Below are 23000 nucleotides of genomic sequence, written 5' to 3'. Positions count from 1 at the left end.
TTGTTTCAAGGATTTTCATAATTTTTCCTGATGAACATACTATCTTGAAAAAAAGCTCTTGGATTTAAAATTAGCTTTCGCAATTTCCGCCAGAAACCGCCATTCTTTTTTTTTACACCGGCCTGAAAATGAAACAGACCGGGATATTCCTCAACTGGAAAGCCATTCAATATTTGTTGCTCCCGTAACCAGCAAGGAAAATCAGAAAGTATCGTATCAGAGTCGAAAACACCGTTTTTTAAAACAGCCAATATCTCAGCATCTGCCTGAAAGCCCGGTAAAGGTTCTGGCAATGTCACCGTGGCGTCCTTGAGGATCTCGGCAAAACGGGCTTCATTCTCCTTTCTTTTACGGTGGTACTGTCGAGTCAGTGGCCTTGGGTGCCACTGGTGCAGCAGAAATGTACCCTTAAAAAGATGCGGCACTGCGTAATAACTAAAGTAGCGGCGAAAGCCCCGGTAATCCCCCGGAAACTGACTTTTCACATCCTCAGGATAATCGGCAGGCCGTTTGCCAACAGGGTAATACATGGCCAATCGGTGGATCAGATCAAAGTCTTCATAGCCATGGCCAGCAAACGTCTGACGAAAGCCACCCATCGCCAGAAACCATTCACGATTGATCAGTAAACAGCTGGAGGCCAGGGCGATGCCATCCACTTTACATACTTCACCACGAAACCAGGACTCAAACGCCTCCTGGTAAAAAGCCTGCTGCAAAACAGGCTTAAAAAATTCTGCCGTAAAATGGGCAGAATAGCGTTCTGAAAGGTAAAGGCAGGGGTACATGCGAAAAGCCGGCGGCCCTTCCAGTGTCAATTCCTGAACAAAGCCTGATAGCTGATCAACCATTCCCCGGGCGATCAATAAATCCGCATCAAACAGAAAAATATACTGACCGGTTGCATGGGCAACCGCCGCATTACGGACCTGCCCCGGTGCGAATACACCTGGCTGATACTGATGGAAATAGCGCAGGTTGTCCTGCTGTCCATTAGTCAATTTTAAGCGCGTTGATTGTCGCCCCGTATCAAAAACCACGAGTTCGATATCTGGTTGATCTGCAAAACAGGCAATGGCCTGATCAAGACGCTGAATAGAAGCCCGATCGCCTGACCGCTTCCGAAAAGGGATAATAACGGAAAGAAGCTTATTCAAGGTCTATTACCCGTTCAACACCTTCAATACCTGCTCAACCTTCTCCGCCAACACCTGGCAGTGTTGAGTAATTTCTGCCTTATCCTCACCTTCTACCATCACCCTAACTACGGGTTCAGTACCGGAAGGGCGCAACAATACCCGGCCACAGCCAGCCAGTGCCTGCTCGCATTCGGTAACGGCACGGGTCACTGCAGGAATACGGGCAAGGTCCCGGCGCTCAGTCATAACAATATTGATCAGATGCTGAGGGTACTTGTTCATGCCTTGCTTCAGTTCCGCCAGGGTTTTACCGGAATGCTGAACCGCTGCCAGTACCTGCAAAGCGGCTACAATACCATCACCCGTAGTGGTCACCTGTCGGCAGATCAGATGGCCGGAGGATTCACCGCCCAGATACCAGCCATTGGACAGCAGCAACTCATTAACATAACGGTCGCCCACCGCTGCACGGGCAAACGGAATATTGCGCTGGGCCAGAGCGTGTTCCATTCCCAGGTTGGACATCACCGTGCCCACTACACCGCCCTGCAACAGACCACGGTCTTGCAGTGAGCAGGCCATAATAAACAGCAACTCATCACCGTCCAGCTCGGCGCCATTGCCATCCACCATAATCAGCCGGTCACCATCGCCATCAAAGGCAATGCCCAGATCTGCACAATGTTCCAGCACTTGCTGCTGCAAATGGTTAATACAGGTGGAACCCAAACCGTCATTAATATTGGTGCCGTTGGGCTCAATACCGGTGCTGATCACCTCAGCCCCCAACTCAGCAAATACCGCAGGCCCTACCTTGTAACAGGCGCCGTTGGAGGCATCCACCACAATCTTCAGACCATGCAGATTCAGCCTTGGTTGTACGGTACTTTTGCAAAACTCGATATAGCGACCAGCGGCATCATTAATACGGCGCGCTTTACCTAACTCATTGCAGGGTACACAGCTGAACGGTTCTTCCAGCATTGCTTCAATCTGAAGCTCAACCTCATCGGGCAACTTCAGGCCATCACCACAGAAAAACTTGATGCCATTATCGTAATAGGGGTTATGGGAAGCACTGATAACAATACCGGCACTGGCGCTGTAGGTATGGGTCAGGTAAGCGACAGCTGGCGTAGGCATTGGGCCTAACAAATACACGTCCATCCCCGCCGCCGAAAGCCCGGCTTCTAAAGCCGATTCGAACATATAGCCGGAGATACGGGTATCTTTACCGATCAACACCCGGTTATTGCCCTGGCGGCTTAGTACACGCCCGGCAGCCCAGCCCAGTTTCTGGACAAAATCAGGGGTAATAGGAAATTGACCGACACGGCCACGGATGCCGTCGGTACCGAAGTATTTTCTGGTCATAATAGAATTATATGAATACTGGTTCTGATAGATTTACACAGACAACGGGTGTCAAATAACTGAGAAAAGAAGAACCGGGAAAAATTGAATTGTCAAAATTCCTTGACTTTATTCAAGAATTAATACCTGACCCCGGTTTCTACAGTTTTTCTTGGTTTAGTGAACTCCCTAACAAAAAATATAAATCAGAAAGTTTGCTTGATTTTGATATCGCCAGTTAATTTAATTTATGTAACTAGCGACCCTTTTTAATGTATTGTTTTCAATATTTTTATCCAAAATAACTTCACCTATTTTATTAATTCTGGTAATTAGACTAAAAAAAGACATTGTTTCGTCAAACTTTTCCGTTTTTACATCTGCCCCAGATGAAAATTGAAATACACCATTATCAATGACAAAGGATCTTTTCAGTACCCCATCTACTTCTAACAAATAATCTTTTATAAATATTATGTTGCTTAATGCATCTACATAACAAAATTGTTGATCATACCAAGAGACAATAGATTTATTTCTGTATGGTAAGGCAAAATCGATGTTGTTTTCTTTGCAATAAGAAACCACATCTTCTATTTTCATAAAATCTGAGAAAACAAATAGTTTGTTTTTTCTGTATCTTCTTTCTGAAAAAATTAAATCCCAGTTTTTAGAGACTGTGGCAATAGAAAAATTATTAACAACTTGCTCTCTCGAAAGCCTTGACTCAAAATTAAGTAAAACTTCATTAGAAGCAATCTTCTCCATTTGCTTTATAAGATTCCCAATAGATGAATATCTCCTCCCTAGAGCAGGGTAATTATCAACAACAAACCTTGCTCCAATCTTTGTGCAATACATATGATTTGGGTAAAAAGTAATTGCTCCGAGAGATTTAGCATCATTTAGACAATAACTAAATGTTTCACTATTCGAGACAAATACAAAAAACATTGTTTCAGACATTAAATCCCAATACTCTTTGCTGGAGTATGGCGGGGCAATGACTTTAATTTCAAACCTCTCGGCTAGACTTGTTTTTTTTATCTCTTCAATAATATCATCAATTGCAGAATTATTTTTTGTTACTCTACCTTCTGGAGCTTTTACAAAAGTTATGTATTTTCTATCTTTAACGTCTTTTCCAAAAGAAAGAACATCAGTATCAATACCGAGCTCAAACTCTTCAACTCTTGCTCTAATATGATCATTAGCTGCATAAACTTCACGGTCTGTTTTAGCTGTATGCCTCAGCAAAAGATGAGCAAAGTAAATATCATTTATATTCTCATCTGTTAAGAATTCTTTTGTGGTACCCCATGTGCCTTCAGTACCAAAGATCAACTTAGCCTTTATTTTTTTATTGTTTATAAAATCCAACAATTCACGAACAATAGAAAAAGTATTTTTACTGGCGTTTTGATGAATTACAACAAAGTCAAAGTTACTTAGAGCCGACTTAAAATTATCATCAAAGGATGTGCAATAATAGTGTTCAATTTCATATTTATCAGATAGCATATCGAGAGCTTTATAATTAGCTATATTCAATCTGGCCGTAGAATTAGCTCTAGGCGGCCAATGGCTAGAATTATAAAAAGAAATGTCATTAATAGATAAGTTATCACCCAGCGTTTGAATTTTTTTAATAATAACATCAAAATAGACTGATAAAATTTTTGCTTTTTTCATAAAGACCTCAAATAATCATTTCGCAAGGAGCATTAAATACCCTGCTTTTCTGTTGTTTCGGCAAAAACAGACTGTTTTTTGAATGACAATTTTTATGCCATTCCGAGTATGATTTACGATACTTTTTCCTAAAACTAGATATGCCTATAATTGGATCAATACTGAATAATCCATAAGAAGTCAACGATCTTTCATGATAGCTTGCGATGTATATAGGTGCTTCATAATGATCCAGCATATTAGGTGAGAAATAAGCCTCAACCCTAGAATAGAATTCACTATCAGCAGATGTGCGAACGCTATCAAAAAAACCTACACTATCTAAGACCTCTCTCTTCATGAATAAAGATATAAATGCTTTTCGACACAATGCTTTATTTTGAAAATTTAACTGGCTCAGACTATTGACTCTTACATAAGAACAAAGAGTTGCTATAAGTGAAGAATTATTGTTAAGCCGGATTAATTGGAGTTGAAAACGCTCTGGATGCGACCAATCATCCGAATCCTGAAAAGTAATATACTCACCACTCGCAAGAGACAAACCATGGTTCTTGGCTCTGTATGTGCCTGAGTTCTGCTTTAGCCTGATAACCTTAATCCGTTTATCCTTTTTGCCTCTTACAAACTTTGCCAGCTTTCTGTAAGCATTTTTCTCACTGTGATCATCGATAATAATCAACTCAAAGTTACTGTGAGTCTGATCCAGTATTGATTGTATAGCCACCGGCGTATATTCAGACCAGCCAAAATTGGTCATTATCACCGAGATCAGCGGCTGTGTATCATCACGAATAATAGGAGCCGTTGACTTCAGGTTCATTACTGCAAAAGATTGAGAAACCTTATCCGTACTGGTAAAGCAGCGATGCTCTTCAGGAAAAATGCTGGCAAATAGCTCAAATGACCTTTGATTATCCCCCGATAACCGTGCTGAGTTGGCCAGCAAAAGTTTTCTCTCGCTGGCACCCTTTTCCGTGGCATTGAATACCTCTGATCGTCGGTTCAGGTAGTCATCCGCTTCTGCCAAAGCGCCAGCTTGGATTAAAGAATGTGCATAATACTTGGCAAATAAAACATCAGAATCCAGCTGGTTGTTACTGATTAATGACATACAAGCTTGGTAGTCTTTTTCAACAACCGACTTCAACAATATGTAGTGCAGGGCATTGCGCCGGTTAACCCTGATCTCAATGGCTTCAGTAATCTGTTCAATCGCTTCCGGATAGGCTTTTCGTTCGCAGTAGAGGTAGGAAAGGTAGTAGTGAAGATCACCATTTTTTTCCCCTGCCGCTACTCTGGCTAACAGTTCATGCTCAATGGTAGCTAGTGTACCTTCCTGAAAATGAATCAGCGGCAGGAGCGTTGCTGCGTATTGTGGATGTCTGGCAACATATACACGGGCTGACTCAAAATCACCTTCTGCCCCCATCAGCTCTACAGTGGCAAAAGCCCAGCGCTGCTTATTTCTCTCGGGCTGAAGTTCATAGACCTTTTTGGCTCTTTGCAATGCACTGCCAAAGTCCTTTTCCTTTTTATAGAGATAGTACTCCTGGGTCAGAACAGTCAGTTCAGGCAATTTAGCAGATGCAGCCTTCAGCAGCTCTTTTGCCAACTTAACCTGGTCCTTATTTCTAAGCGCACCAATATAAAAAGTAAAAATTTGATGTTGCTCACGGTGCGCATCAGGCAGCTGTGTAAAAAGATCAATAATCAGATCGTAGCACTGACCGTCGAATAACTGCTTGAAGAGCTTGGCAACGAAAGTTGGTGTTTTCCATAAACAGGCGTTTTTGGCAAAATGCTGGGTCAGCTGCTCTTTGCGCACTCCTGTCACTAATCGAATAAAATAGTATCTTGACGAGGCTTTCTTCAGTTTGAAGAAAAGCTTTTCAATGTCAGACAGATCAGCGCTAGATTCTGAGGCTTCTAATGCCAGCAGTAGTGTTTTTTCATCCCCTTCTGGCAATATAGGAATCGAGCTGAATAAATCGCTTAGAGTTAGCGCTCTAAAACTTAAATCTAAACCTTCTACCAGTGTTGTCAGGTAGAGTTCTACATAACTGGCAGATAGCTCTCTATTTTGAGATTGGTATTGATGCAAAAATGCGATAATCAGTTTACGAATTAAAGGATCTCTGAGTCCTTTTCTAAGCATGACAAAAACGGAGTCACGACATTCGCTACCCTGATATAGCTTTTCCTTCAAGTAGAACAGGTAGAATCCCTTTAGTTTACCTGTGTGCATATAGTTATTTACGGTTTGTGTAATACTTTCTGAAAAATCAGCGAATTTATCGATTGACTGAATTCGGTGAACCAATGCCTGAATCGCCAGGTAGCGTGTATGTTTATACGCTTCATAACCTTTTTCAGCCAGTAATTGTATTTTTTCTGGTTGCCATGCATCAATGCTTCTGAGAATTTCTGTATCAATATTTTCTCTTTGTCGGTTTCTGATTCTCAGAGAGTAGATAAAGCAATCGTATGCTTTATCATTTTTATTTTCTTGAACAAAGTAGTTATTGGCTTCGTTGAGTGTGCGTACAACTGCAGGTGAGCACAGTACTGAAAATGTTGCTTCATTTGCATGAAGATTATTATTTTCTGAACGGGTAATTAAGCTATGCACTGAGGAGTAATTTTTATTAACCCCCGCATTAATAATATCTTTTTTTAACGCTTTGGCTTTTCTTATTTTTTTAAACTCAGCTATAAAATTACTTTTCACTGCAATCGCCACTGGTATTTCAAAGCCCCTGCATTACAGGGGCATGTTATTTGGGTTGAATCGGTCTTAGAGACGACCATCAATCTGATCTACTGGCAGAACGCCTTTAACATCAAAAATCACCCGCTCAGGCTTGGCAAATCTCTCAACTTTTTTGTTATAGTTCTGGACAAAACGATCATGGCCTACTGCAAAAATAACCGCATCATAGGCATTGGTATCTGGTCTGCTGACGATATCACGACCGTACTCTTGCCAACACTCCTGAGGGTTGGCCCATGGGTCATAGACATCCACTTCAGCATTATGAGCTTCTAGTTCTGTGACCAGTTTTTCAACCTGAGTGTTTCTCACGTCCGGGCAATTTTCTTTGAAGGTATAGCCCAAAACTAAGATTCGAGATCCAACCACATGGATACGTTTACCATTCATTAGTCGAACCACTTTGCCTGCAACGTGAGCAGACATACCTTCATTAATCCGACGACCAGACAGTATCATTTGTGGGTAATAGCCAGAAGATTCTGCTTTATGCGCCAAGTAGTATGGGTCAACGCCTATGCAGTGGCCACCAACAAGACCTGGCTGCATCTTAATAAAGTTCCATTTTGTGCCTGCGGCTTCGATTACATCTTTTGTATCAATGTTCAGACGATCAAAAATCAGTGAAAGTTCGTTTACCAGAGCAATGTTAACGTCGCGCTGGGTGTTTTCAATGACTTTAGCTGCTTCCGCAACCTTGATGGTAGGGGCTTTGTGAGTACCGGCAGTAATAATTATGTTGTAAAGATTATCAACATAATCGGCCACTTCAGGAGTAGAGCCAGAAGTGATTTTTTGAATAGTTGTGACGGTATTTACTTTGTCGCCCGGATTGATTCGCTCAGGGCTATAACCTGCAAAGAAGTCTTTATTAAACTTTAAGCCAGAAACACGTTCAACCTCAGGAATAGCATCTTCTTCTGTTGCACCAGGGTAAACGGTGCTTTCGTAGATGATAATATCACCTTTTTTTACCACTTCACCCAACATGCGGCTAGCAGACTTAACAGGTGTCATATCGGGAGTTTTGAATTCGGTAACAGGTGTTGGAACCGTTACTATGTAAACATTACAGTCACGAATTTCATCAAGCTTATCAGTGAACGTTATTTTATCTGACGCTTTTAACTCTTCGCTGGTTACTTCTAGAGTATGGTCAACAAATTCGCACAACTCATTAATGCGCTTTTTACTGATATCAAACCCTTTGGTTTCCAACTTTTTGCCGAATTCAACTGCCAGTGGAAGTCCCACATAGCCAAGGCCGATTACTGCGATTTTTGTGTTTTCTAAATTAAACATACTGTTTGTTGTACCGATTTACTTGATTTTACTACCTAGGTAGCTGTCCTTAAAAAATTGCCTGGGATTATTTATCAGTTTTCTAAATTTTGCATTTAGTTTTATATATGCAAAGGGTTTGAAAATTGAGTAGCCTCCCCAAGGGCTATTATTGGTTAGTAATTTGTTAACTGAATTTTTAATATCTTTGAAATTTTGTTTTTCTTCATGTAAACCATAAAGCATGTATGGGGATGACTCTAGCCACCCTTCTTCATGAGATAAACATAACATTTCAATATTGTTTTTCTTGCAGATTACTGCAAAAGCTGGGTCTACTGCATATGGATATTCGTTTAAAATTTGGCTATTCACTTTTGTAAATAGGCTAGTATGAAATCCACTAACACCAGTCCCCAATAAGTGGCAGACTTTGTCTTCTTTAACCGTTTCAGTGAACTTATAGAACTCCTTTCTATCGGCTTTGAAGTTTGCTACATATTTCTTGAAAATAATACCGTGATAACCAACTATTTTTTTGCGGTTATACTTATCGATTGCAGATACTGTTCTTAGAACATAATTCTCAGGATAAATGATATCATCGTCACATGTCAGATAGTAACCATTTGTTTTTTGTAACCAATGAAATTTTGCTTCTGCTCTGCGGTTACCTGTCTCATCAATAATACAAATAATTTTATTTCGTTGGCTATGCTCTTTGATCTCTAGTGGTATTTCTTGATATTCATTTAAATACAAGAGTAAATAGTCAACCTGATTTATCAATGAATTAATAGTTATGAATAAGCTTCTTTGCCTTGCAGGATAAGTCGCAATTGCAGCGCAAATAGTATCTTGACTGGTATTGAGTTTGATGTTTTTTTGAGTGCAGCCAACTTTTTCTAGACGAAAGTATTTAATAGTCTTATTTGTATTAATTGGTTTTTTGCACTTGCTTGTTAGTTGAATATTAAGGCATTCGGGCTTGTCTTTGGTAAAGAATATTGTTGATATTTCACCGTCGCTTTTTAAATCACGATTTAGTATTAAGCTGCCATCTTTGTTTTTTCCAGTCAGCTTTAATGCTGTGTAGTTGTCTACGTTTTCGACTTTAACTGTGCAGCGATAGACAGAGCTGTCTTCGACATTTGCTGTAGTGGGTAAAATACTATCTTTCATATTAATAAGAACAAGTCACGGAATAGCCTATCGAATAGCATTTTGACAGGTCGTAAAGGGTTGGTGAGTTCAGAAATCAGATCTATCTGTTGTAGGGAAAAATATAAATTACTTGGCCGTTGGTTAATTCAATCTGAACTGGGTTTTCTACCAGTCCATTAAAAGAGGTGACACCTTGTCGTGTGTTGAAAGCCAGGGTATCACCGTAGCCCGTTTATTCAACTGATAGACCCTAAACCAACCGAACACCTTCCAATTTGGCAATTTGGTGAATGGGTTGTTCCGGGTGCTGTGTATCGTGAATCAAAATATCTACTTTTTGCTCACCCCATCGGTCTTCCAGGGCGAGGCGTAAGTTGATTTTCTTTTCGACCGGGTTGCTCAATCCATCGACTTCAATCAACAAGTCAATATCGCCACCTCGTGCGTCATTTCTGGCCCTTGAGCCAAAGAGCCAGACCCGGGCCTGCTCGCTGAGCTCTTTCCTGACCAACTCTATGATGTCGTTTTTCTGCTTTGGACTGATTCTCAATTGTCACCACCTAACTTTAAATTGTGGAGCTTGAGTAGGTAAGCTTCGATCTGATCGGTGATTTTAATCAGTTCGGGAGCCACAGCCCATGCCATGTTGAGAGCTTCAGCCCGTTGTGATTCAGCTTCCGGGTAGTCGTGAGAAAATACATTGCGAATTTCACGCATTTTCCGCCAGCTGTCAGCAGAACTCAGGATATGTCGCTTTTCCATCCGAGATAACGTATCTGCCATATTCAAGCCTTCTTCATCTTCCATTCGTAGTAAGTTTCTGAAGAGCTTGTTGCCAATACAGTCTTGCAGGCCTGCAAATCGAACTCTGAAAGCGTCGAGTTTTTCAAATAGCGCTTCATCTTCCGACTTGAGTGCCTGAGCAGTCAATGGAAAGTGCTCTTCAAGCCTCCTGAGTGAAGCTTTCATGCGTTTAACGGCTATTTGAGATTCAGACCAGTTTTGCTCAAAAAGAGATAGATATTTTGTATTGAGTGGCATTGTTCGTCTCAAGGTTCAGAAGGCTTTGAACCCAGTATGCTGCCAAGATTGCTAACTTACCAGTTTCGCCGTAAAGCTTTGCCCGATAAGCGGGGAGAGTTAGCTCTGATAAAAAAGCTGCCCCACCCGATGAATATGCTCAACCAGCGCCGGGTTATCAATGTCTGCAAGAATCGAGAGATCAAAACTGTAAGGCAGTAACAGGTTATCCAGCGCATCATCGATTTTGAACAGCAGGTTTAAATCCAGTGTTTCACCCTCTGCAGCCACCAGGGTTAGATCAATATCTGAGCCAGTGCGGTAGTTTCCTTTTGCCCTGGAACCATAAATAATGGCGCTTCCAACTTGCTGGTGTCGGCTTAATACGTCTTGAATGGCTTCTATGGTTTTATTACTTAAACCAAATTTCATGGTTGATCATCACTCAGGCTTTTTAACATCTGCTCTAGTGCGTTGAATTCGTTTAAGTACTGGTTGATGATGTTTTCATAGATTTCCTGAGCGACTTCTTCCCGATAGGTGTGGGATGTCAGGTTTCTGCTTTTGATCATACTCATCCAGGTCTCACCCTGCTCTATAAGCCCTTCTTTGAAGGCGAGACGAGTAACATCCCTGGAACCGAACATCTTTTCAGCCCCGCGCTCAGTCAAAAAGTCTTTCAGGGTATTCCAGGCCAGTTCATGAGTGTACTCAAAGGCTTTGATCAAACCCTGTTTCTCAAGCTCACTTAACTCTCGACTGTGTGAAAGACTGACTGCTGCCTGCAATCGGCCCAGGGCGCGCTGGTAGTTATCAAATCGCTGCTTCCAGCGACTATCTTGTTGCTTTTCCATCCTGTTATCTCAGTGATCTGGTTGAATCAGGCTAAAGGCTGCCAGCCTTGATGCTTTTCGGTCAAAGGTCCAGGTCTTTTTGCATTGATGAATGTGGTTATGGTGGCCAATCATTGCATCTGCAAAGTCATACCCTTGTTCATAGTCATCCAGTGCAGCTATGACCGCTTGCCGGTCATCGGTGACAACGCCCTGTTGGCAGATAAAAGCCTTTAATATCTCGCACTGTCGTAGCCGCTTGACCTGATAGAAATGACTGAGTACCCATACCGTTTCTACTAGCACGATGGGGGAGAGATAAACCTTCGGCATTCCGATAAACAGTGACAGTGCCTGTTGGTACTGCTGCGGGTCATCTTTGACCAGGAAGCGGATAAGTACATTTGTATCAACCCCTTCCATTGTCAAGCTCCTTGTTCTGCCCCCAATCCTTAGTGGCGCCCTCCCTGATAGCGGATTCCATATCTTCAAGGGATGCCCGGCGTCCGCCCACATCGTCGGCAAGGCAACCGGCCAGGTGGGTAATATCCTGTTTCATGGGTACCAGGGTGATTACCCCGTCTTTTTCTAAAAACAGCACCTTATCGCCCGGTTCCAACTGGAATTTCTCCCGCAAGGCGCTGGGGATGGTCACTTGTCCCTTGGTGGTAATAGAGCTGCTGGCCATGGCTGACTTCCCGAAAACAAAGGTATTACTCAAAGTAATACCTGGAGGTCTACGTGTCAAAGGGTGCAAGCCGATGTTTGGCACTCAGTGGATACCATGTCATTTAGGAACATCATTTCACCATAGGCTCTCACCAGAACGGTATTGTTTTGCATATACATGGTCATTTATCAATAAAGCAAAGGTTGCACTGAAATTATCGGGATTAACCGTGTAAGCAGACGACGGATTTATTATATATTAACCAGTCATTTGCAAACCGTTCCATTAATAATCAATAGCCCCAGCTATTGACTGGATACTACTGGAAAGGTGAGTGTCCAAAATCGGTTCTGTTAATGATGATTTGCCAATGCACCATGATGCACTATTATCACATTCATGATGTATCAAACTAAAAAAAGGGCTTAAACCATGAGAACAACACTGGATCTAGAGCCGAGCTTGCTTGCCCAGCTCAAAGAGCAAGCCGCCAGGGAGCGCACAACCGTGAGCCAGTTGGCAAACCAGCTCATTCGCATGGCTATTTCCACACAGCAGAATAAACCGGAGCAGGTGCCTTTCCAGTGGCATGTGGCAGAAAATGGCAAACCTGCCGATGGTTTTGATCCATCGGGTCGCGGCTACCTTGATGACCTGGCTTAATGCTCTTCGAGTTGAGCGGAATAAGCCGTATCAGAGATTTTACCCACATTACCAGTCATTCCGATTTGATTGGCTTTTCTACGGATAAGCATTAAAGGGTACTGCCTAAAGTAATACCCTTTCATAACGGCAAAAAAGTGCTATAGCCTCAACACCACCGCCGCACTCATAGCCACCTGATAAATGACCTGCATAATATCACTGGTATATTGCATGGTTTTTTCATCGACTTGTGGCATCACCAGGATTTCGTCTCCGGGTTTAACGTCGTATTTCGCTAAACCACTACTGAACAGACCATCGTTGTATTCAATGCGAGAAATCGTTCCATCCTGATGCAGGACCAGCACTCGGGATTGATCGGCTTTTTGAGAGTAGCCCCCTGCTGCGGAAACGTAGTCGTTGATGGTTTTTTCATTATCAAAGACCATGGCATTGGGGAACATGACTTCGCCATGCACCTGAACCAGAACGGTGTCATTAGGAATAACGATTCTATCCTGGTCTTTCAGCATGACATCCATGCGGGTTTTATTCTGGCCCAGCAGCACCTGACCACGAGGGACTGCCTGTCTGGCTCTTTCTACAAATTGCAGGATCGATTGTGCATCGGCCTTTCTCAAGTTGGCTTCGCCTATGCTTTTGCTTCGTGCCGAGAGTGCCGCTTGCTCAAGCTGTTTTAGCTGCACATCAAGCATGGCTTTCTGGCGTTTTGCTACAGACTCTCTGAAGAGTTGCATGGCTTCCATATTGGACCGGTCGTTAGGGGAGAGCCGGGCCATCAGATCTTTAATGGTGCTGCCGTAAGGAAGGATATAAATAGCCTGACCGTTGTGTTCCCCCTCGACTGATACACTGATGGTTCCCGGCATTTTGTCAGAAACAACGGTGACTTCATCGCCACTATGAAGTTGTACGTCCGCTGTTTTGGCAATAGACAGGTATTCCACGTTGCGCTTGGCCATCTGGTTTCTGGCAATCCGAACGTGGGTGGCTTCGGGTAATACACCGACCATATCCAGAGCGTCTTTCAAAGCCGTCTGGCCGTTGGCGAATTCAATTTGAACCGGGTTTTCAACCAGTCCATCAAAAGCGGCTACCCCTTGTCGTGTGTTGACTACCAGAGTGTCACCGTCGCCCAGTTGAACCTGTTCAATGGTACCTGTGAGAAGAAACTCATAGAGGTTAAAAATGGCTCGGGTCTTGCCGTTGCGTTTTAGCTCAACGTTCAGATAACTACCAGACTCTGGACGTATACCCCCGGCTTTTGCCAGAAAGGCCAGTATTGAATCCGATGAAAAGCCGCCATAAAGGCCGGGTGATTGAACAAAGCCGGTGACAAACAGTTTAACCGGTTCTGCTGCATTCAGGCTGGAGTAGACGTTGACATTTTTTTGGTAAACACTGCGAACTTTTTTCTCGATAACCTGGTTCAGGTCTTTGTTGGCAACACCTTGCAGCTTTACGGGTCCTACCTGTGGAATAAAGACATTACCTTGTGCATCAACCGTAAGTTCTACGGCCACTTCATAAGCTCCCCACATTTGCAGGGTTACTCTGTCGCCAATGGCCAGAGTGTACTCAGGGTTAAAGCCTTTAAACTCGGCCTGTTTGAACCCTTCAAATAAATTTTGACCGAATACCGGATGTTGCTTGACGGTTTCAACGAGTTCCGGGCCCACTGTTTCCGTTTCAGTAGATTCGGGGATCGGTGTGTTTGCGTAAGCAGCCATACTCAGCATGAGTGCGGCTGTTGATGAAGTGAGTTGTAGTTTCATAAATTCATAGTCTGGGAAATCAGGAATGCTTAAACGATGCTTTTTTATTGATCCTTCGTCAATCACGATGCTCACGGATTGTGGCGCGAACCATTCGGGCCAGTGCAAAAATCATCAGCAAAATCAGCATAATGTTAATGAGGGAGTAGGTCACCCTGGGGTACTTGGCATCTTGCGCCTGGTATGGGCTACTGACGACAACCAGCTGCTTTAATTTACGGCTTGCCTCGGTACGTGTTGTTTCCAGGGCAACCAGTGCTGACGTATAGGCCTGAGTGGCCAGGTCCAGATCCAGCTGTAATTCTTGTTGTTGGGCAGCAAGTTCGTTCAGCGAAGTGGCTTCACTATCGACCAGTTTGTCCTTTTCTGTGGTGATCTGAGATTGAAGGGCGTTGATCCGTTGCTTCAATGCAATGACCTGGGCGGAGTTTTCGTTCAGATAGGAAGTCAGGGTCTGTAATTCGGTTTGGCTTCTGATTAATTCAGCCTGCAGCTCATTCATAATGCCACTGAGTGCGGCTCCTTGTTCCTCAACGCTCAGCAATCCGGTTTTGTTCTGAAAATTCAATAGTCTGCGGGTGAAGTCCTTGAGTCTCTCTTCGGACCGCTCTACTTCAGATCGGACAAAGGTCAACTGTTCGTTGGCCAGATTGTGACTGATTTCATTGACAAAGTTTTCGCTTCTTAAAAGAATCAGATCGGTGACTTTTTTGGCGTATTCGGGCTCAAATCCTTGAACCTCCATATCCAGCATGCCATTGGTATCATTGTATCGAACATTGATATGACTGCGATAAAAGTTGAGAAAATCTTCCTGGCTGGCAGACGACGATAGTCTGGAGATCCAGTCGGCAGATTCAATGTAATGCTGTCTTAAGTCCAGCTCTTGATTGAGGTACTCCAGCATGTCGGGGGACTGTATAAAGGTCTCCAGAATTCTCTGGTCATTGCTGGCTTGTGGCGTTACGCCAAACAGACTGAGGCCTTCAATGGCAGTGCCGCCTGAGTCACTTCTCTCAATAAGAAAGCTGGCCTCGGAAACATAACGATCCGATGCTATCAGGGTAAAGTAAATTGCACAGAGTACCCAGGGAATAAGAACAATAGCGGTAAACCACCGTCCGGTTTTATGGGTCAAAAGCGCTGACTTGAGTTTTTGAGTGAGTTTAAGCTGTTTTAGCTTTTTCTTGATGGTATAAACAGGAGCGCCGAGCTGTTCAGGCTTCTGTGGGGTTCGAAGAGCTTCGCTTTTGCTGGCGGGTTGTGCTTCTTTCGGTGGGGCTTGAGGCGGTGCTTGAATTGTATCTGGCATGTCGATAGGGTCAGGTCAAATTTACATGGAGTTATAGGCGGCAATGGCATCATCTATGCTGTTATGAACATGGATAGAGCCGTCTTTTATATAAATGCCAATGTCACACTGCCGCTTTAGCTCATTGATGTTGTGTGAGACAAAAAGAAAATTGGCTATCCCTTTTTTGGCATCGAAGGTTTCGCGACATTTTTCTCTGAATCGCTTGTCACCCACGGCTGTAAGCTCATCAATCAGGTAGTAGTCAAAATCAAAAGCCATGCTGACTGCGAATGAGAATTTGGATCTCATCCCGGAAGAGTAGCTTTTGAGAGGCATTTCGAAAAAGTCATTTAATTCAGAAAAGTTTTTGATGTATTCGATCTTGTCCTTGATCTCATCTTTATCTTTTCCGTATATCCGGCAGATAAATTCAGCATTCTCACGGCCTGTCATACTGCCCTGGTAGCCGGAAAGGCCCAGGGGCCATGAAACATTGCCTGTCATTTTAATACTGCCCTTGTTGGGGAAGTCGACTCCGGCCAACAGCCGCATGAGTGTGGACTTGCCACTTCCGTTGGCTCCGAACACGCCGATGTTTTTATCACCGGGCAAAACCAGGTCTACATCTTTGAGTATGTAGTGGCGGCCTTGGGGAGTCGGGTAATATTTTGTGACGTTTTTGAAAGTAATCACTGCGTCAGCATCCTGCGCCAGTTGGCCCGGAGCATCAGAAGGCCTAAAGTTAGCGTTGTTAAGGCCCACATCTCTACGTATTTAAGGCTGAGCAGGCTGGTATCATAGTGGTATGAAAAAGCTGAGCGCATAAATTCAAATACATGGATCAGTGGGTTCCATAGTAAAAGTTCTTGTATGGCAGAAGGCATCTCGTTGATGGAGAAGAATGTGCCAGAAATGAACATAAGTGGTCTGAGTAAGGCGGGTATAAATTTACCCGGCTCAGGGTAAATCGTATTGATGACACCAAATATCAAACCCAACCCGAACGCAATGATGCTTAGCAAGCAGTAGGCATAAATGAAAATCAGACTGTTGACCAGAGTGACTTCATAACCCACCCACCAGGTGATCAGAATGATCGCGGATAAGACGATAAAAGAGGTAATAAATTCAAGTATGAAACGGGTCAAAAAGGTATCAAATACTCTTACCTGTCGGTATATAAGGAGATTTTGATTGGCGCTAACAGCACCCAATGATTGTGTGATGACTTTATTGAAGTACAGATAGGGCGCAATACCGGTGGCCAGAAATAATGGTATTTCTAGTCCGCCAACAGAGCTTCTTCCACCAAAGTAAAACAGCCCCATAAAAACGGCTATCTGCAGGATTGGCTCGATAAAGGCCCAGGCTATGCCAAGCCGGTAGGCTCCAAAGCGGGTCTTGAGTTCACGTATGAGTAGTGCATGCAGTACAGCATACTGTATTTGTAAGGGAGATCTTGATTGCATCAGAAAAATAAGGGCAGTCAGTCTGAACTATTAGCAGGTTTTAAGCTTGTAGCAGGCTTTAAGCTTGAGTTTTCATCGATTTATATCCAGACACGCTACCGCCCTTCGAGATTTGCTTCATGAATTGTCATAGGACAGGTACGAGCACGCATATACTGAAACAGCGTGTTAGGAAATTTGGCTGAGTACTATAAGCTTTGTGTTTTATTCAGGTAATTGTGTATTGTCGCACTTGATTATTTCGTTTTTGTTACACCGATTATTGCGGCTATGTTCTTGTACAGGTGCGAAGACAAGGAAGGCAATAAACTCTAGGTATAAAGGCGGATCAGGTAGCTCGATTGCTGTTGTTTATATTCATGCTTTGTTCATAAAATGTCTGGTTTTGTAGTCTTTTTGTAATTTATATGGCACTAATGTTTCATGCAATAGGTAGTATACCTGCTTGGAAAAATAAGAAAAGCATGATAATCGTCAATGTCCTATTGGATGACCATGTTAGTGTATTTTAGTGTTTAACCAGTTATGAAAGACTTGATGTAGAGTTAGTGTCGTTTAAAGAGTCGCCAGCATCGCGCAATCCAATCGCACTTTCTGTGCGGTAATGTCTGTGGTCATTTTGCTCAGCGGTGCTGGGTGATTTTTCGCCTGGTTTCCTTGCTTTTAGGCCCTCTTTGTAACTGAGTTGCAGCTCTTCTTCTATCTGCTACGTTCCAATCTCGAATAAAAAACCATTGGGGTAAGTAGTGTGAGTCTTGTGGAGAGGGTCACAGCATTGGAAGAGCATTGGGACAAGGTGCTTGTTGGTATTGAAGCTGCTGTGGGGTTGATTCTCAGGGAACAGGAAGGGATGAAGTAAGAGATGGGGTGAAGAAAGAGATGGACAGGCGCTTTAGCGAGCACGATCAGATACTCACTGGCCTCATAAGCACAGTGGCCTGGATTCTGAGGTGGCAAATATGGGTGAGGGAAGAATTGGCGGATCACACTAGACGCTTCGACAAAGTTGAAGAGCTGCTGGTCCAGATCGTCAACAACCTTGCCAGCAAGTAATCAACTTGTTTCCATGCATTGACCAATAGAGCCTCAGAGCGTATGAACAAGTCAAATCGCTAACGACCACTGATTATTTACAGCCTTGAGCGTCAGCTGTTTGATGGCCTGAGCCTCTTCGCTCTGTGCAAGAAGGTTGAGGAAAAAGCTGATTTTGCTGCTCGTGTTTATGGTTTCCAGATAGATAGATCGAAGTACTGCGTCCGAGGTTCTTGGTATAGCGATTTGATCCTTCTCCCAGCGAGCAACTGTTTGGCTATTAACACCCAATATTTCCGCCATGTTTTTTTGAGACATGCCACACTCGATTCTCAAAAATCGCACCTCCTCACCCAGGAGCGGGGTTTTCTTTTCAGTAATATATTTGGCAATGATTCGGTGAAGACCATGAACATCTTCCACGCCCACATAAGTCTCACCATCTATGGTTTCAATATCGTACCCATCAGCAAGGTAAATGTAAGATAAACCACACTCTGTATAGTGATAATTCATATCTCAGTCCTTTATTCTCGCTGAATGAAAATTGTGCGCGGTTTTTTCGAACTTACCTGCGAATGATTATTTTGAAATTTGTCATCATGATAGACAGTTTTTGAAATTCAGAGTGGGCAAAAGAGAAAAATTCAGGAGGGTGAAAAACTAATGAAAGACTTGCATGTCCCAGACGTGTCCCGCCCTGTTTTTTGAAATGGGCGAAAAACTCTGGAACCCATGGTATGACTGGTCGGAGCGAGAGGATTCGAACCTCCGACCCCCACAACCCCATTGTGGTGCGCTACCAGGCTGCGCTACGCTCCGACGTGCCGCTCTGTGCGGCGGAGCTGTATATTACCTTTCTAATGCGGATTTGCAAGTCTTAGTCTGATTTCCTTCTATAGCAACCTCTATGACAACAATGGATTAGCGAACAGAAAATGAAGAAATGTTTACTTTTTCTCCGTGTCAGACTATAGCCTTAACGACGAATCCAGTAGGATAACGACCTTAATCATCTTTCTTATGGGTTAACGCCAGTGTTAAATGCAATCAAAAGGGTTCTGACGCTATCTTTTTTACTCTTTGCCAGTCAGCTACTGGCAGAGCAGAAAGCAACAGCTCCAGATAAACCCGCTTCAGAAGCTGTGCAGCCTGTTGATGTAGTGATCAAGACCAGCAAAGGTGATATGACAGTTCGCCTGAATCCCGAGAGGGCCCCCGCCACCGTAGAGAACTTTCTCGCTTATGTAGACCAAGGGTTCTATGAAGGTCTGGTTTTTCACCGAGTGATGCCTGGCTTTATGATTCAGGGCGGTGGCATGACCGCAGATATGAGTCAAAAGTCGACGGAGGCACCTATCACGAATGAGTCTGGTAATGGCCTCAGGAACAGTCGTGGCACTGTCGCTATGGCAAGAACCTCTGACCCGGACAGCGCTACCTCTCAGTTCTTCATTAATCTCGTTAATAATGATTTTTTGAATGATCGTCCGGGTCGTCCGGGCTATGCAGTGTTTGGAGAGGTGATTAAGGGTGAAGAGGTTATGGATTCCATAGCTTCCGTGAAAACCGGGAATAGAGGGCCTCATGCAAATGTTCCTGTTGACCCGATCACCATTCTGGCAGTTGAAAGAGTCAGAACGGCACCCAATTAAGTAAAACAGCTATAAGCGTCACTGTTACCCCAATAACTATCAGGTAAATAAGGTTCCATGAAGCGTTGGGCAAAAAATTGTCTGTTAATCATCTTGTTGCCGGTTATCACAGCCTGCGACAGCTTTTGGAATAGCAGGCTGGCATTAAAATCCGTTGATCAACCTGAGATGGAAGCATTGGTCCGGGAGCAGGGCTGGGTCCTGGTCGATGTTCGAGACAGTAACTGGTACAACGGGTGGCCTTCGGGTAATGATCCGGATGGGGGGCATATTCCGGGTGCCCGAAACTTTGACCTGGCTTTGATGACAGCCGACCCTGAACCTGTTCAGAACCTTTTGGCCAGTAAGGGAATATCGCCTGACAACAATATCGTTGTTTATGGTCGCGACAAGCAGGATGCCCAGGTGCTCGCCCAGTGGCTGGTGGATGAGCAGGGCTTTAATGAGGATCGGATTCGTGTGTTTGAAGCAGGCTTTTCTTCCTGGCTGACCCAGGGTGGCAAGCCTGCCAAGTTGCCGGGTTATGAGCGACTGGTTACACCTGAGTGGCTGGATGAGCAGCTTAAGGTAAATTCCGATCTTATGGTACTGGATGTCTCCTGGGGCAGGGGCGCTCGCTATGTCGTTGAGCATATTCCCGGTGCCCTGCATGTTGAAACCGGCAGTCTGGAGTCGATTATCAAGGAGTCAAAAAAACTGGTGTCGGTCCTGCTCAGGCTGGGTATCACTAAAGATACGCCTATAGTCGTTTATGGCGATGATATGATTGCCGCTGCACGAGTTTTGTTTGTTCTTCAATACGCCGGTGTCAAAGATGTACGACTTCTCAATGGTGGACTTAAAGCCTGGACGGGTTCAGGCTTCCCGGTGGAAAGAGGCATTAACCACGCGACACCTGCCAGACAGTTTGGTAGCCGTATTCCTGCTGATTCTGAACTATGGATAGTGACGTTGGCATTAGAAAAAATTGCGGCGGCAAATGGATAAAGTTGAGTCTATCCTGAGGCAGGCGGCTGAAAACAATCATCGTGCTCTATTGGTTTTATCCGGGACAGAAGTCTGGGCACAGCAGCAGGCTGAATGCCTGTTTCAAAATGCACTCCTGTGCTCAAATAATCCGGAGCTACAAGCTCTTTGGGTAGGTGAGCGCAAGCGGGGAAATGAAAGTTCGATCTCTGCATCTAAAGCTACAAGCTGGTTAGGGCGTGAGATTGACTTCCTGGTATTTAACGCCTTTTCCGGTTTTGATGTCGATGCCTTTGGTCAACTCAGTGGTGCTTTGAAAGGGGGAGGGCTTTTCGTACTTCTGGTGCCAGACCTGGATAACTGGCCAGATTACTGCGACCCGGACCATAAAAGACTTGCTGTTTACCCCTATCAGCCTGAGCAGATCGGGGGGCTCTATCTGAAAAGGCTGGCAAACCTTATCAAGTCTGAAACGACGCTCTCTCTGTTATGCGAGAACAGCGATGCTCGATGGCAACAAACTGTTTGTTACACCGATTTATCTGATTCTTGTCAAGCTGGATCAAAAGGCGACAGTGCTTGTAGAACATTGGATCAATCCGGGGCTGTTGAAGCTATTCTTCGCGTGGCAAAAGGCCATCGGCGTCGTCCATTAGTGCTGACTGCAGATCGTGGTCGGGGCAAGAGTGCTGCACTGGGTATTGCCTCCGCCCGCTTACTGCAATCGGGGCTTTCAAGGATATGGGTAACGGCCCCCTCTCTGACTTCTGTCGAAGTCGTCTTTAATACCGCTGAATCATTGCTTGATGGGTGTAAAGTCCACCGGGGAAGACTGCTTTGGGAAGGCAGTATACTTGAATTCAAAGCACCCGACGAACTCCTGCATCCTGAAGATGACTCTGGTTGCGACCTAATGCTGGTCGATGAAGCCGCTGCTATCCCGGTGCCACTGTTGACCCAATTGTTAAGGAATCATTCCAGAATCGTTTTCTCATCCACCCAGCATGGCTATGAAGGAACGGGCAGGGGATTTGCCATCAAGTTCAAATCAACACTGTCTGAACTGACGCCAAAATGGCAGGGTCTGCATCTGAAACAGCCGATCCGTTGGGCTGGTAATGATCCTTTCGAGGCGTTTGTTTTCAGAGCGTTGATGCTGAATGCCTCACCTGTTTCAGAGGAAATGGTAGAGGGTGCAGGTATTGAGAACTGTTCATTTGATCGTCTTGAGTCGACTGAACTGATTCATGACGATCAGTTGCTGACGGATGTGTTTGGTCTGCTGGTATTCGCCCATTATCGAACCCGTCCTTTTGATCTCAGGCATTTACTGGATGGCCCGAATATCGAGGTGCACTGCCTCAGGTATCAGGAACGTGTCGTGGCAACGGCGTTAATGGCGCTGGAAGGTGGCATTGAAGACAGCTTGCAGGAAGCGGTCTGGCTTGGGCAGCGCAGGGTTCGGGGTCATCTTATTCCACAGTCTCTCAGCAATCATTGTGGTTTTCCGGAGGCTTCAGGCTTTAAAGGTTTGAGGGTTATTCGAATTGCGGTACATCCTTCATTGCAGGGAAATGGGCTCGGCACTCATCTGTTGAAATGCATTGAAGAGCAGGCAAAGCTCAGAAAACTGGATTATCTGGGCAGTAGTTTTGGTGCAACCTCAGAACTGGCGTCTTTTTGGGGAGGTTCGGGCTATCTTCCTGTTCGAGTGGGTATTACCCGTGAAGCGGCCAGTGGCTGTCATTCAATGATGGTTTTGAAGTCACTGAATGAAGCATTTTGTCTTCTTGTTAAAGAAATGCAGTGTCGTTTTACCTCAGGTTTTCTGATCCAGCTACCCGGGGTATTCAGAGAAATGGCTCCTGATCTGGCTCGAGTGATACTTCGCTTGAGTCATTCAAACATTGAATCGGTTCTGGATCAGCGAGATCAGATGGATCTGAAATCTCTTGTCTGTTCGGATCGTCTGTTTGAAAGTTGTCTGCCTGCCATTCGCTCCCTCCTTTTATCAAAAATTTCTGACAGCTCTGCCTCTAAGGTCGCTTTGAATGTCTTAATAGCCAAAGTACTTCAGTTGAATGACTGGTCGGAGATAGCCAGGGCAAATGGCCTGACGGGCAGAAAGCAGGCCGTTCAATTTTTAAAGCAATGTGTCCGGGGCTTATGTACGCAACAAAAAATCGCTGAAAGCCAGAGTAGCTCCCAGCTTTAAGGA

General features: G+C 44.3%; 22 protein-coding genes and 1 tRNA gene. 5 read left to right on the top strand and 18 right to left on the bottom strand.

Translation table 11 applies throughout. The features are described from left to right. Window positions 1–5 precede the first annotated feature (5 nt). From ACOMHB_RS15950 to ACOMHB_RS15895, 12 genes are all read right to left on the bottom strand, one after another. The gene (locus tag ACOMHB_RS15950) at window positions 6–1157 is read right to left on the bottom strand and encodes a glycosyltransferase (RefSeq protein ID WP_448217359.1); all 1152 of its coding nucleotides are present in this window, start codon (window positions 1155–1157) and stop codon (window positions 6–8) included. A gap of 6 nt (window positions 1158–1163) precedes the next feature. Further along, window positions 1164–2513: a phosphoglucosamine mutase gene (gene glmM, locus ACOMHB_RS15945; protein ID WP_448217358.1), complete on the bottom strand. Its 1350-nt coding sequence runs from the start codon at window positions 2511–2513 to the stop codon at window positions 1164–1166. A 222-nt stretch (window positions 2514–2735) separates the two neighbouring features. Beyond that, window positions 2736–4184, bottom strand: coding sequence for a hypothetical protein (locus ACOMHB_RS15940; protein ID WP_448217357.1), 1449 nt, complete (start codon window positions 4182–4184; stop codon window positions 2736–2738). Between the two features lie 7 nt (window positions 4185–4191). Continuing rightward, window positions 4192–6927 (bottom strand): glycosyltransferase, encoded by a 2736-nt coding sequence (locus tag ACOMHB_RS15935; protein ID WP_448217356.1) that lies wholly within the window; start codon window positions 6925–6927, stop codon window positions 4192–4194. A gap of 54 nt (window positions 6928–6981) precedes the next feature. Next, window positions 6982–8259: a nucleotide sugar dehydrogenase gene (locus ACOMHB_RS15930; protein ID WP_448217355.1), complete on the bottom strand. Its 1278-nt coding sequence runs from the start codon at window positions 8257–8259 to the stop codon at window positions 6982–6984. Between the two features lie 18 nt (window positions 8260–8277). Then, complete coding sequence (locus ACOMHB_RS15925) at window positions 8278–9420, bottom strand: hypothetical protein (RefSeq protein ID WP_448217354.1); 1143 nt, start codon at window positions 9418–9420, stop codon at window positions 8278–8280. A 232-nt stretch (window positions 9421–9652) separates the two neighbouring features. Then, window positions 9653–9952 (bottom strand): nucleotidyltransferase domain-containing protein, encoded by a 300-nt coding sequence (locus ACOMHB_RS15920; protein WP_448217353.1) that lies wholly within the window; start codon window positions 9950–9952, stop codon window positions 9653–9655. Then, entirely contained in the window at window positions 9949–10443 is a 495-nt protein-coding gene (locus ACOMHB_RS15915) for a hypothetical protein (RefSeq protein WP_448217352.1), read from the bottom strand. Before ACOMHB_RS15915 ends, ACOMHB_RS15920 begins: the two co-directional genes overlap by 4 nt. A 99-nt stretch (window positions 10444–10542) precedes the next feature. Continuing rightward, the gene (locus ACOMHB_RS15910) at window positions 10543–10854 is read right to left on the bottom strand and encodes a nucleotidyltransferase family protein (RefSeq protein ID WP_448217351.1); all 312 of its coding nucleotides are present in this window, start codon (window positions 10852–10854) and stop codon (window positions 10543–10545) included. After that, a complete protein-coding gene (locus ACOMHB_RS15905; RefSeq protein ID WP_448217350.1) occupies window positions 10851–11276 on the bottom strand; it encodes a nucleotidyltransferase substrate binding protein in 426 nt (141 codons plus the stop codon). The genes ACOMHB_RS15910 and ACOMHB_RS15905 overlap by 4 nt, the downstream gene beginning before the upstream one ends. A 9-nt stretch (window positions 11277–11285) precedes the next feature. Further along, window positions 11286–11678 (bottom strand): type II toxin-antitoxin system VapC family toxin, encoded by a 393-nt coding sequence (locus tag ACOMHB_RS15900; RefSeq protein ID WP_448217349.1) that lies wholly within the window; start codon window positions 11676–11678, stop codon window positions 11286–11288. Then, window positions 11665–11976: an AbrB/MazE/SpoVT family DNA-binding domain-containing protein gene (locus ACOMHB_RS15895; RefSeq protein WP_448217348.1), complete on the bottom strand. Its 312-nt coding sequence runs from the start codon at window positions 11974–11976 to the stop codon at window positions 11665–11667. Before ACOMHB_RS15895 ends, ACOMHB_RS15900 begins: the two co-directional genes overlap by 14 nt. A 381-nt stretch (window positions 11977–12357) precedes the next feature. Here ACOMHB_RS15895 and ACOMHB_RS15890 point away from each other — a divergent pair, with 381 nt between their 5' ends. Next, window positions 12358–12588 carry a hypothetical protein gene (locus ACOMHB_RS15890; protein ID WP_448217347.1) on the top strand — a complete coding sequence of 77 codons (231 nt, stop codon included), beginning with the start codon at window positions 12358–12360 and terminating at the stop codon, window positions 12586–12588. A 140-nt stretch (window positions 12589–12728) separates the two neighbouring features. On the opposite strand, the gene ACOMHB_RS15885 is transcribed toward ACOMHB_RS15890, so the two are convergent. The 4 genes from ACOMHB_RS15885 to ACOMHB_RS15870 are packed head-to-tail and all read right to left on the bottom strand — an operon-like array spanning window position 12729 to window position 17129. Next, entirely contained in the window at window positions 12729–14366 is a 1638-nt protein-coding gene (locus ACOMHB_RS15885) for a polysaccharide biosynthesis/export family protein (RefSeq protein ID WP_448217346.1), read from the bottom strand. Window positions 14367–14424: 58 nt separating this feature from the next. Further along, window positions 14425–15678, bottom strand: a complete 1254-nt coding sequence (locus ACOMHB_RS15880) for a KpsE/RkpR family capsule polysaccharide export protein (RefSeq protein ID WP_448217345.1) — start codon at window positions 15676–15678, stop codon at window positions 14425–14427. A 21-nt stretch (window positions 15679–15699) separates the two neighbouring features. Further along, window positions 15700–16353 (bottom strand): ABC transporter ATP-binding protein, encoded by a 654-nt coding sequence (locus ACOMHB_RS15875; protein ID WP_448217344.1) that lies wholly within the window; start codon window positions 16351–16353, stop codon window positions 15700–15702. Continuing rightward, complete coding sequence (locus ACOMHB_RS15870) at window positions 16350–17129, bottom strand: ABC transporter permease (protein ID WP_448217343.1); 780 nt, start codon at window positions 17127–17129, stop codon at window positions 16350–16352. Before ACOMHB_RS15870 ends, ACOMHB_RS15875 begins: the two co-directional genes overlap by 4 nt. Before the next feature lie 867 nt (window positions 17130–17996). Here ACOMHB_RS15870 and ACOMHB_RS15865 point away from each other — a divergent pair. Continuing rightward, window positions 17997–18182: a hypothetical protein gene (locus tag ACOMHB_RS15865; RefSeq protein ID WP_448217342.1), complete on the top strand. Its 186-nt coding sequence runs from the start codon at window positions 17997–17999 to the stop codon at window positions 18180–18182. A 51-nt stretch (window positions 18183–18233) separates the two neighbouring features. Here ACOMHB_RS15865 and ACOMHB_RS15860 read toward each other — a convergent pair whose 3' ends face one another. Further along, window positions 18234–18677: a helix-turn-helix domain-containing protein gene (locus ACOMHB_RS15860; protein WP_448217341.1), complete on the bottom strand. Its 444-nt coding sequence runs from the start codon at window positions 18675–18677 to the stop codon at window positions 18234–18236. Window positions 18678–18906: 229 nt separating this feature from the next. Continuing rightward, window positions 18907–18983 (bottom strand) — tRNA-Pro (locus ACOMHB_RS15855). 215 nt (window positions 18984–19198) lie between these two features. On the opposite strand from ACOMHB_RS15855, the gene ACOMHB_RS15850 reads away from it, so the two are divergent. From ACOMHB_RS15850 to ACOMHB_RS15840, 3 genes are read left to right on the top strand one after another with little or no spacing between them, the layout of a single operon-like run. After that, on the top strand, window positions 19199–19816 hold the full coding sequence (locus tag ACOMHB_RS15850; protein WP_448217340.1) for a peptidylprolyl isomerase: 618 nt from the start codon (window positions 19199–19201) through the stop codon (window positions 19814–19816). 57 nt (window positions 19817–19873) lie between these two features. Further along, entirely contained in the window at window positions 19874–20803 is a 930-nt protein-coding gene (locus ACOMHB_RS15845) for a sulfurtransferase (protein ID WP_422134101.1), read from the top strand. After that, entirely contained in the window at window positions 20796–22997 is a 2202-nt protein-coding gene (locus ACOMHB_RS15840) for a tRNA(Met) cytidine acetyltransferase TmcA (RefSeq protein ID WP_448217339.1), read from the top strand. Before ACOMHB_RS15845 ends, ACOMHB_RS15840 begins: the two co-directional genes overlap by 8 nt. Window positions 22998–23000: the final 3 nt, after the last annotated feature.

This window comes from Endozoicomonas sp. 2B-B (genome assembly GCF_053470045.1).
Note: the sequence above shows the minus strand (reverse complement) of the source record. Positions and strands in the feature narration are given on the sequence as shown.

Excerpts from the sequence above, each read along its gene's own strand:
- glmM (WP_448217358.1), bottom strand. The coding sequence starts at position 2,513 with ATGACCAGAAAATACTTCGGTACCGACGGCATCCGTGGCCGTGTCGGT.
- ACOMHB_RS15940 (WP_448217357.1), bottom strand. The coding sequence starts at position 4,184 with ATGAAAAAAGCAAAAATTTTATCAGTCTATTTTGATGTTATTATTAAA.
- ACOMHB_RS15930 (WP_448217355.1), bottom strand. The coding sequence starts at position 8,259 with ATGTTTAATTTAGAAAACACAAAAATCGCAGTAATCGGCCTTGGCTAT.
- ACOMHB_RS15925 (WP_448217354.1), bottom strand. The coding sequence starts at position 9,420 with ATGAAAGATAGTATTTTACCCACTACAGCAAATGTCGAAGACAGCTCT.
- ACOMHB_RS15915 (WP_448217352.1), bottom strand. The coding sequence starts at position 10,443 with ATGCCACTCAATACAAAATATCTATCTCTTTTTGAGCAAAACTGGTCT.
- ACOMHB_RS15910 (WP_448217351.1), bottom strand. The coding sequence starts at position 10,854 with ATGAAATTTGGTTTAAGTAATAAAACCATAGAAGCCATTCAAGACGTA.
- ACOMHB_RS15905 (WP_448217350.1), bottom strand. The coding sequence starts at position 11,276 with ATGGAAAAGCAACAAGATAGTCGCTGGAAGCAGCGATTTGATAACTAC.
- ACOMHB_RS15900 (WP_448217349.1), bottom strand. The coding sequence starts at position 11,678 with ATGGAAGGGGTTGATACAAATGTACTTATCCGCTTCCTGGTCAAAGAT.
- ACOMHB_RS15890 (WP_448217347.1), top strand. The coding sequence starts at position 12,358 with ATGAGAACAACACTGGATCTAGAGCCGAGCTTGCTTGCCCAGCTCAAA.
- ACOMHB_RS15885 (WP_448217346.1), bottom strand. The coding sequence starts at position 14,366 with ATGAAACTACAACTCACTTCATCAACAGCCGCACTCATGCTGAGTATG.
- ACOMHB_RS15880 (WP_448217345.1), bottom strand. The coding sequence starts at position 15,678 with ATGCCAGATACAATTCAAGCACCGCCTCAAGCCCCACCGAAAGAAGCA.
- ACOMHB_RS15870 (WP_448217343.1), bottom strand. The coding sequence starts at position 17,129 with ATGCAATCAAGATCTCCCTTACAAATACAGTATGCTGTACTGCATGCA.
- ACOMHB_RS15860 (WP_448217341.1), bottom strand. The coding sequence starts at position 18,677 with ATGAATTATCACTATACAGAGTGTGGTTTATCTTACATTTACCTTGCT.
- ACOMHB_RS15845 (WP_422134101.1), top strand. The coding sequence starts at position 19,874 with ATGAAGCGTTGGGCAAAAAATTGTCTGTTAATCATCTTGTTGCCGGTT.
- ACOMHB_RS15840 (WP_448217339.1), top strand. The coding sequence starts at position 20,796 with ATGGATAAAGTTGAGTCTATCCTGAGGCAGGCGGCTGAAAACAATCAT.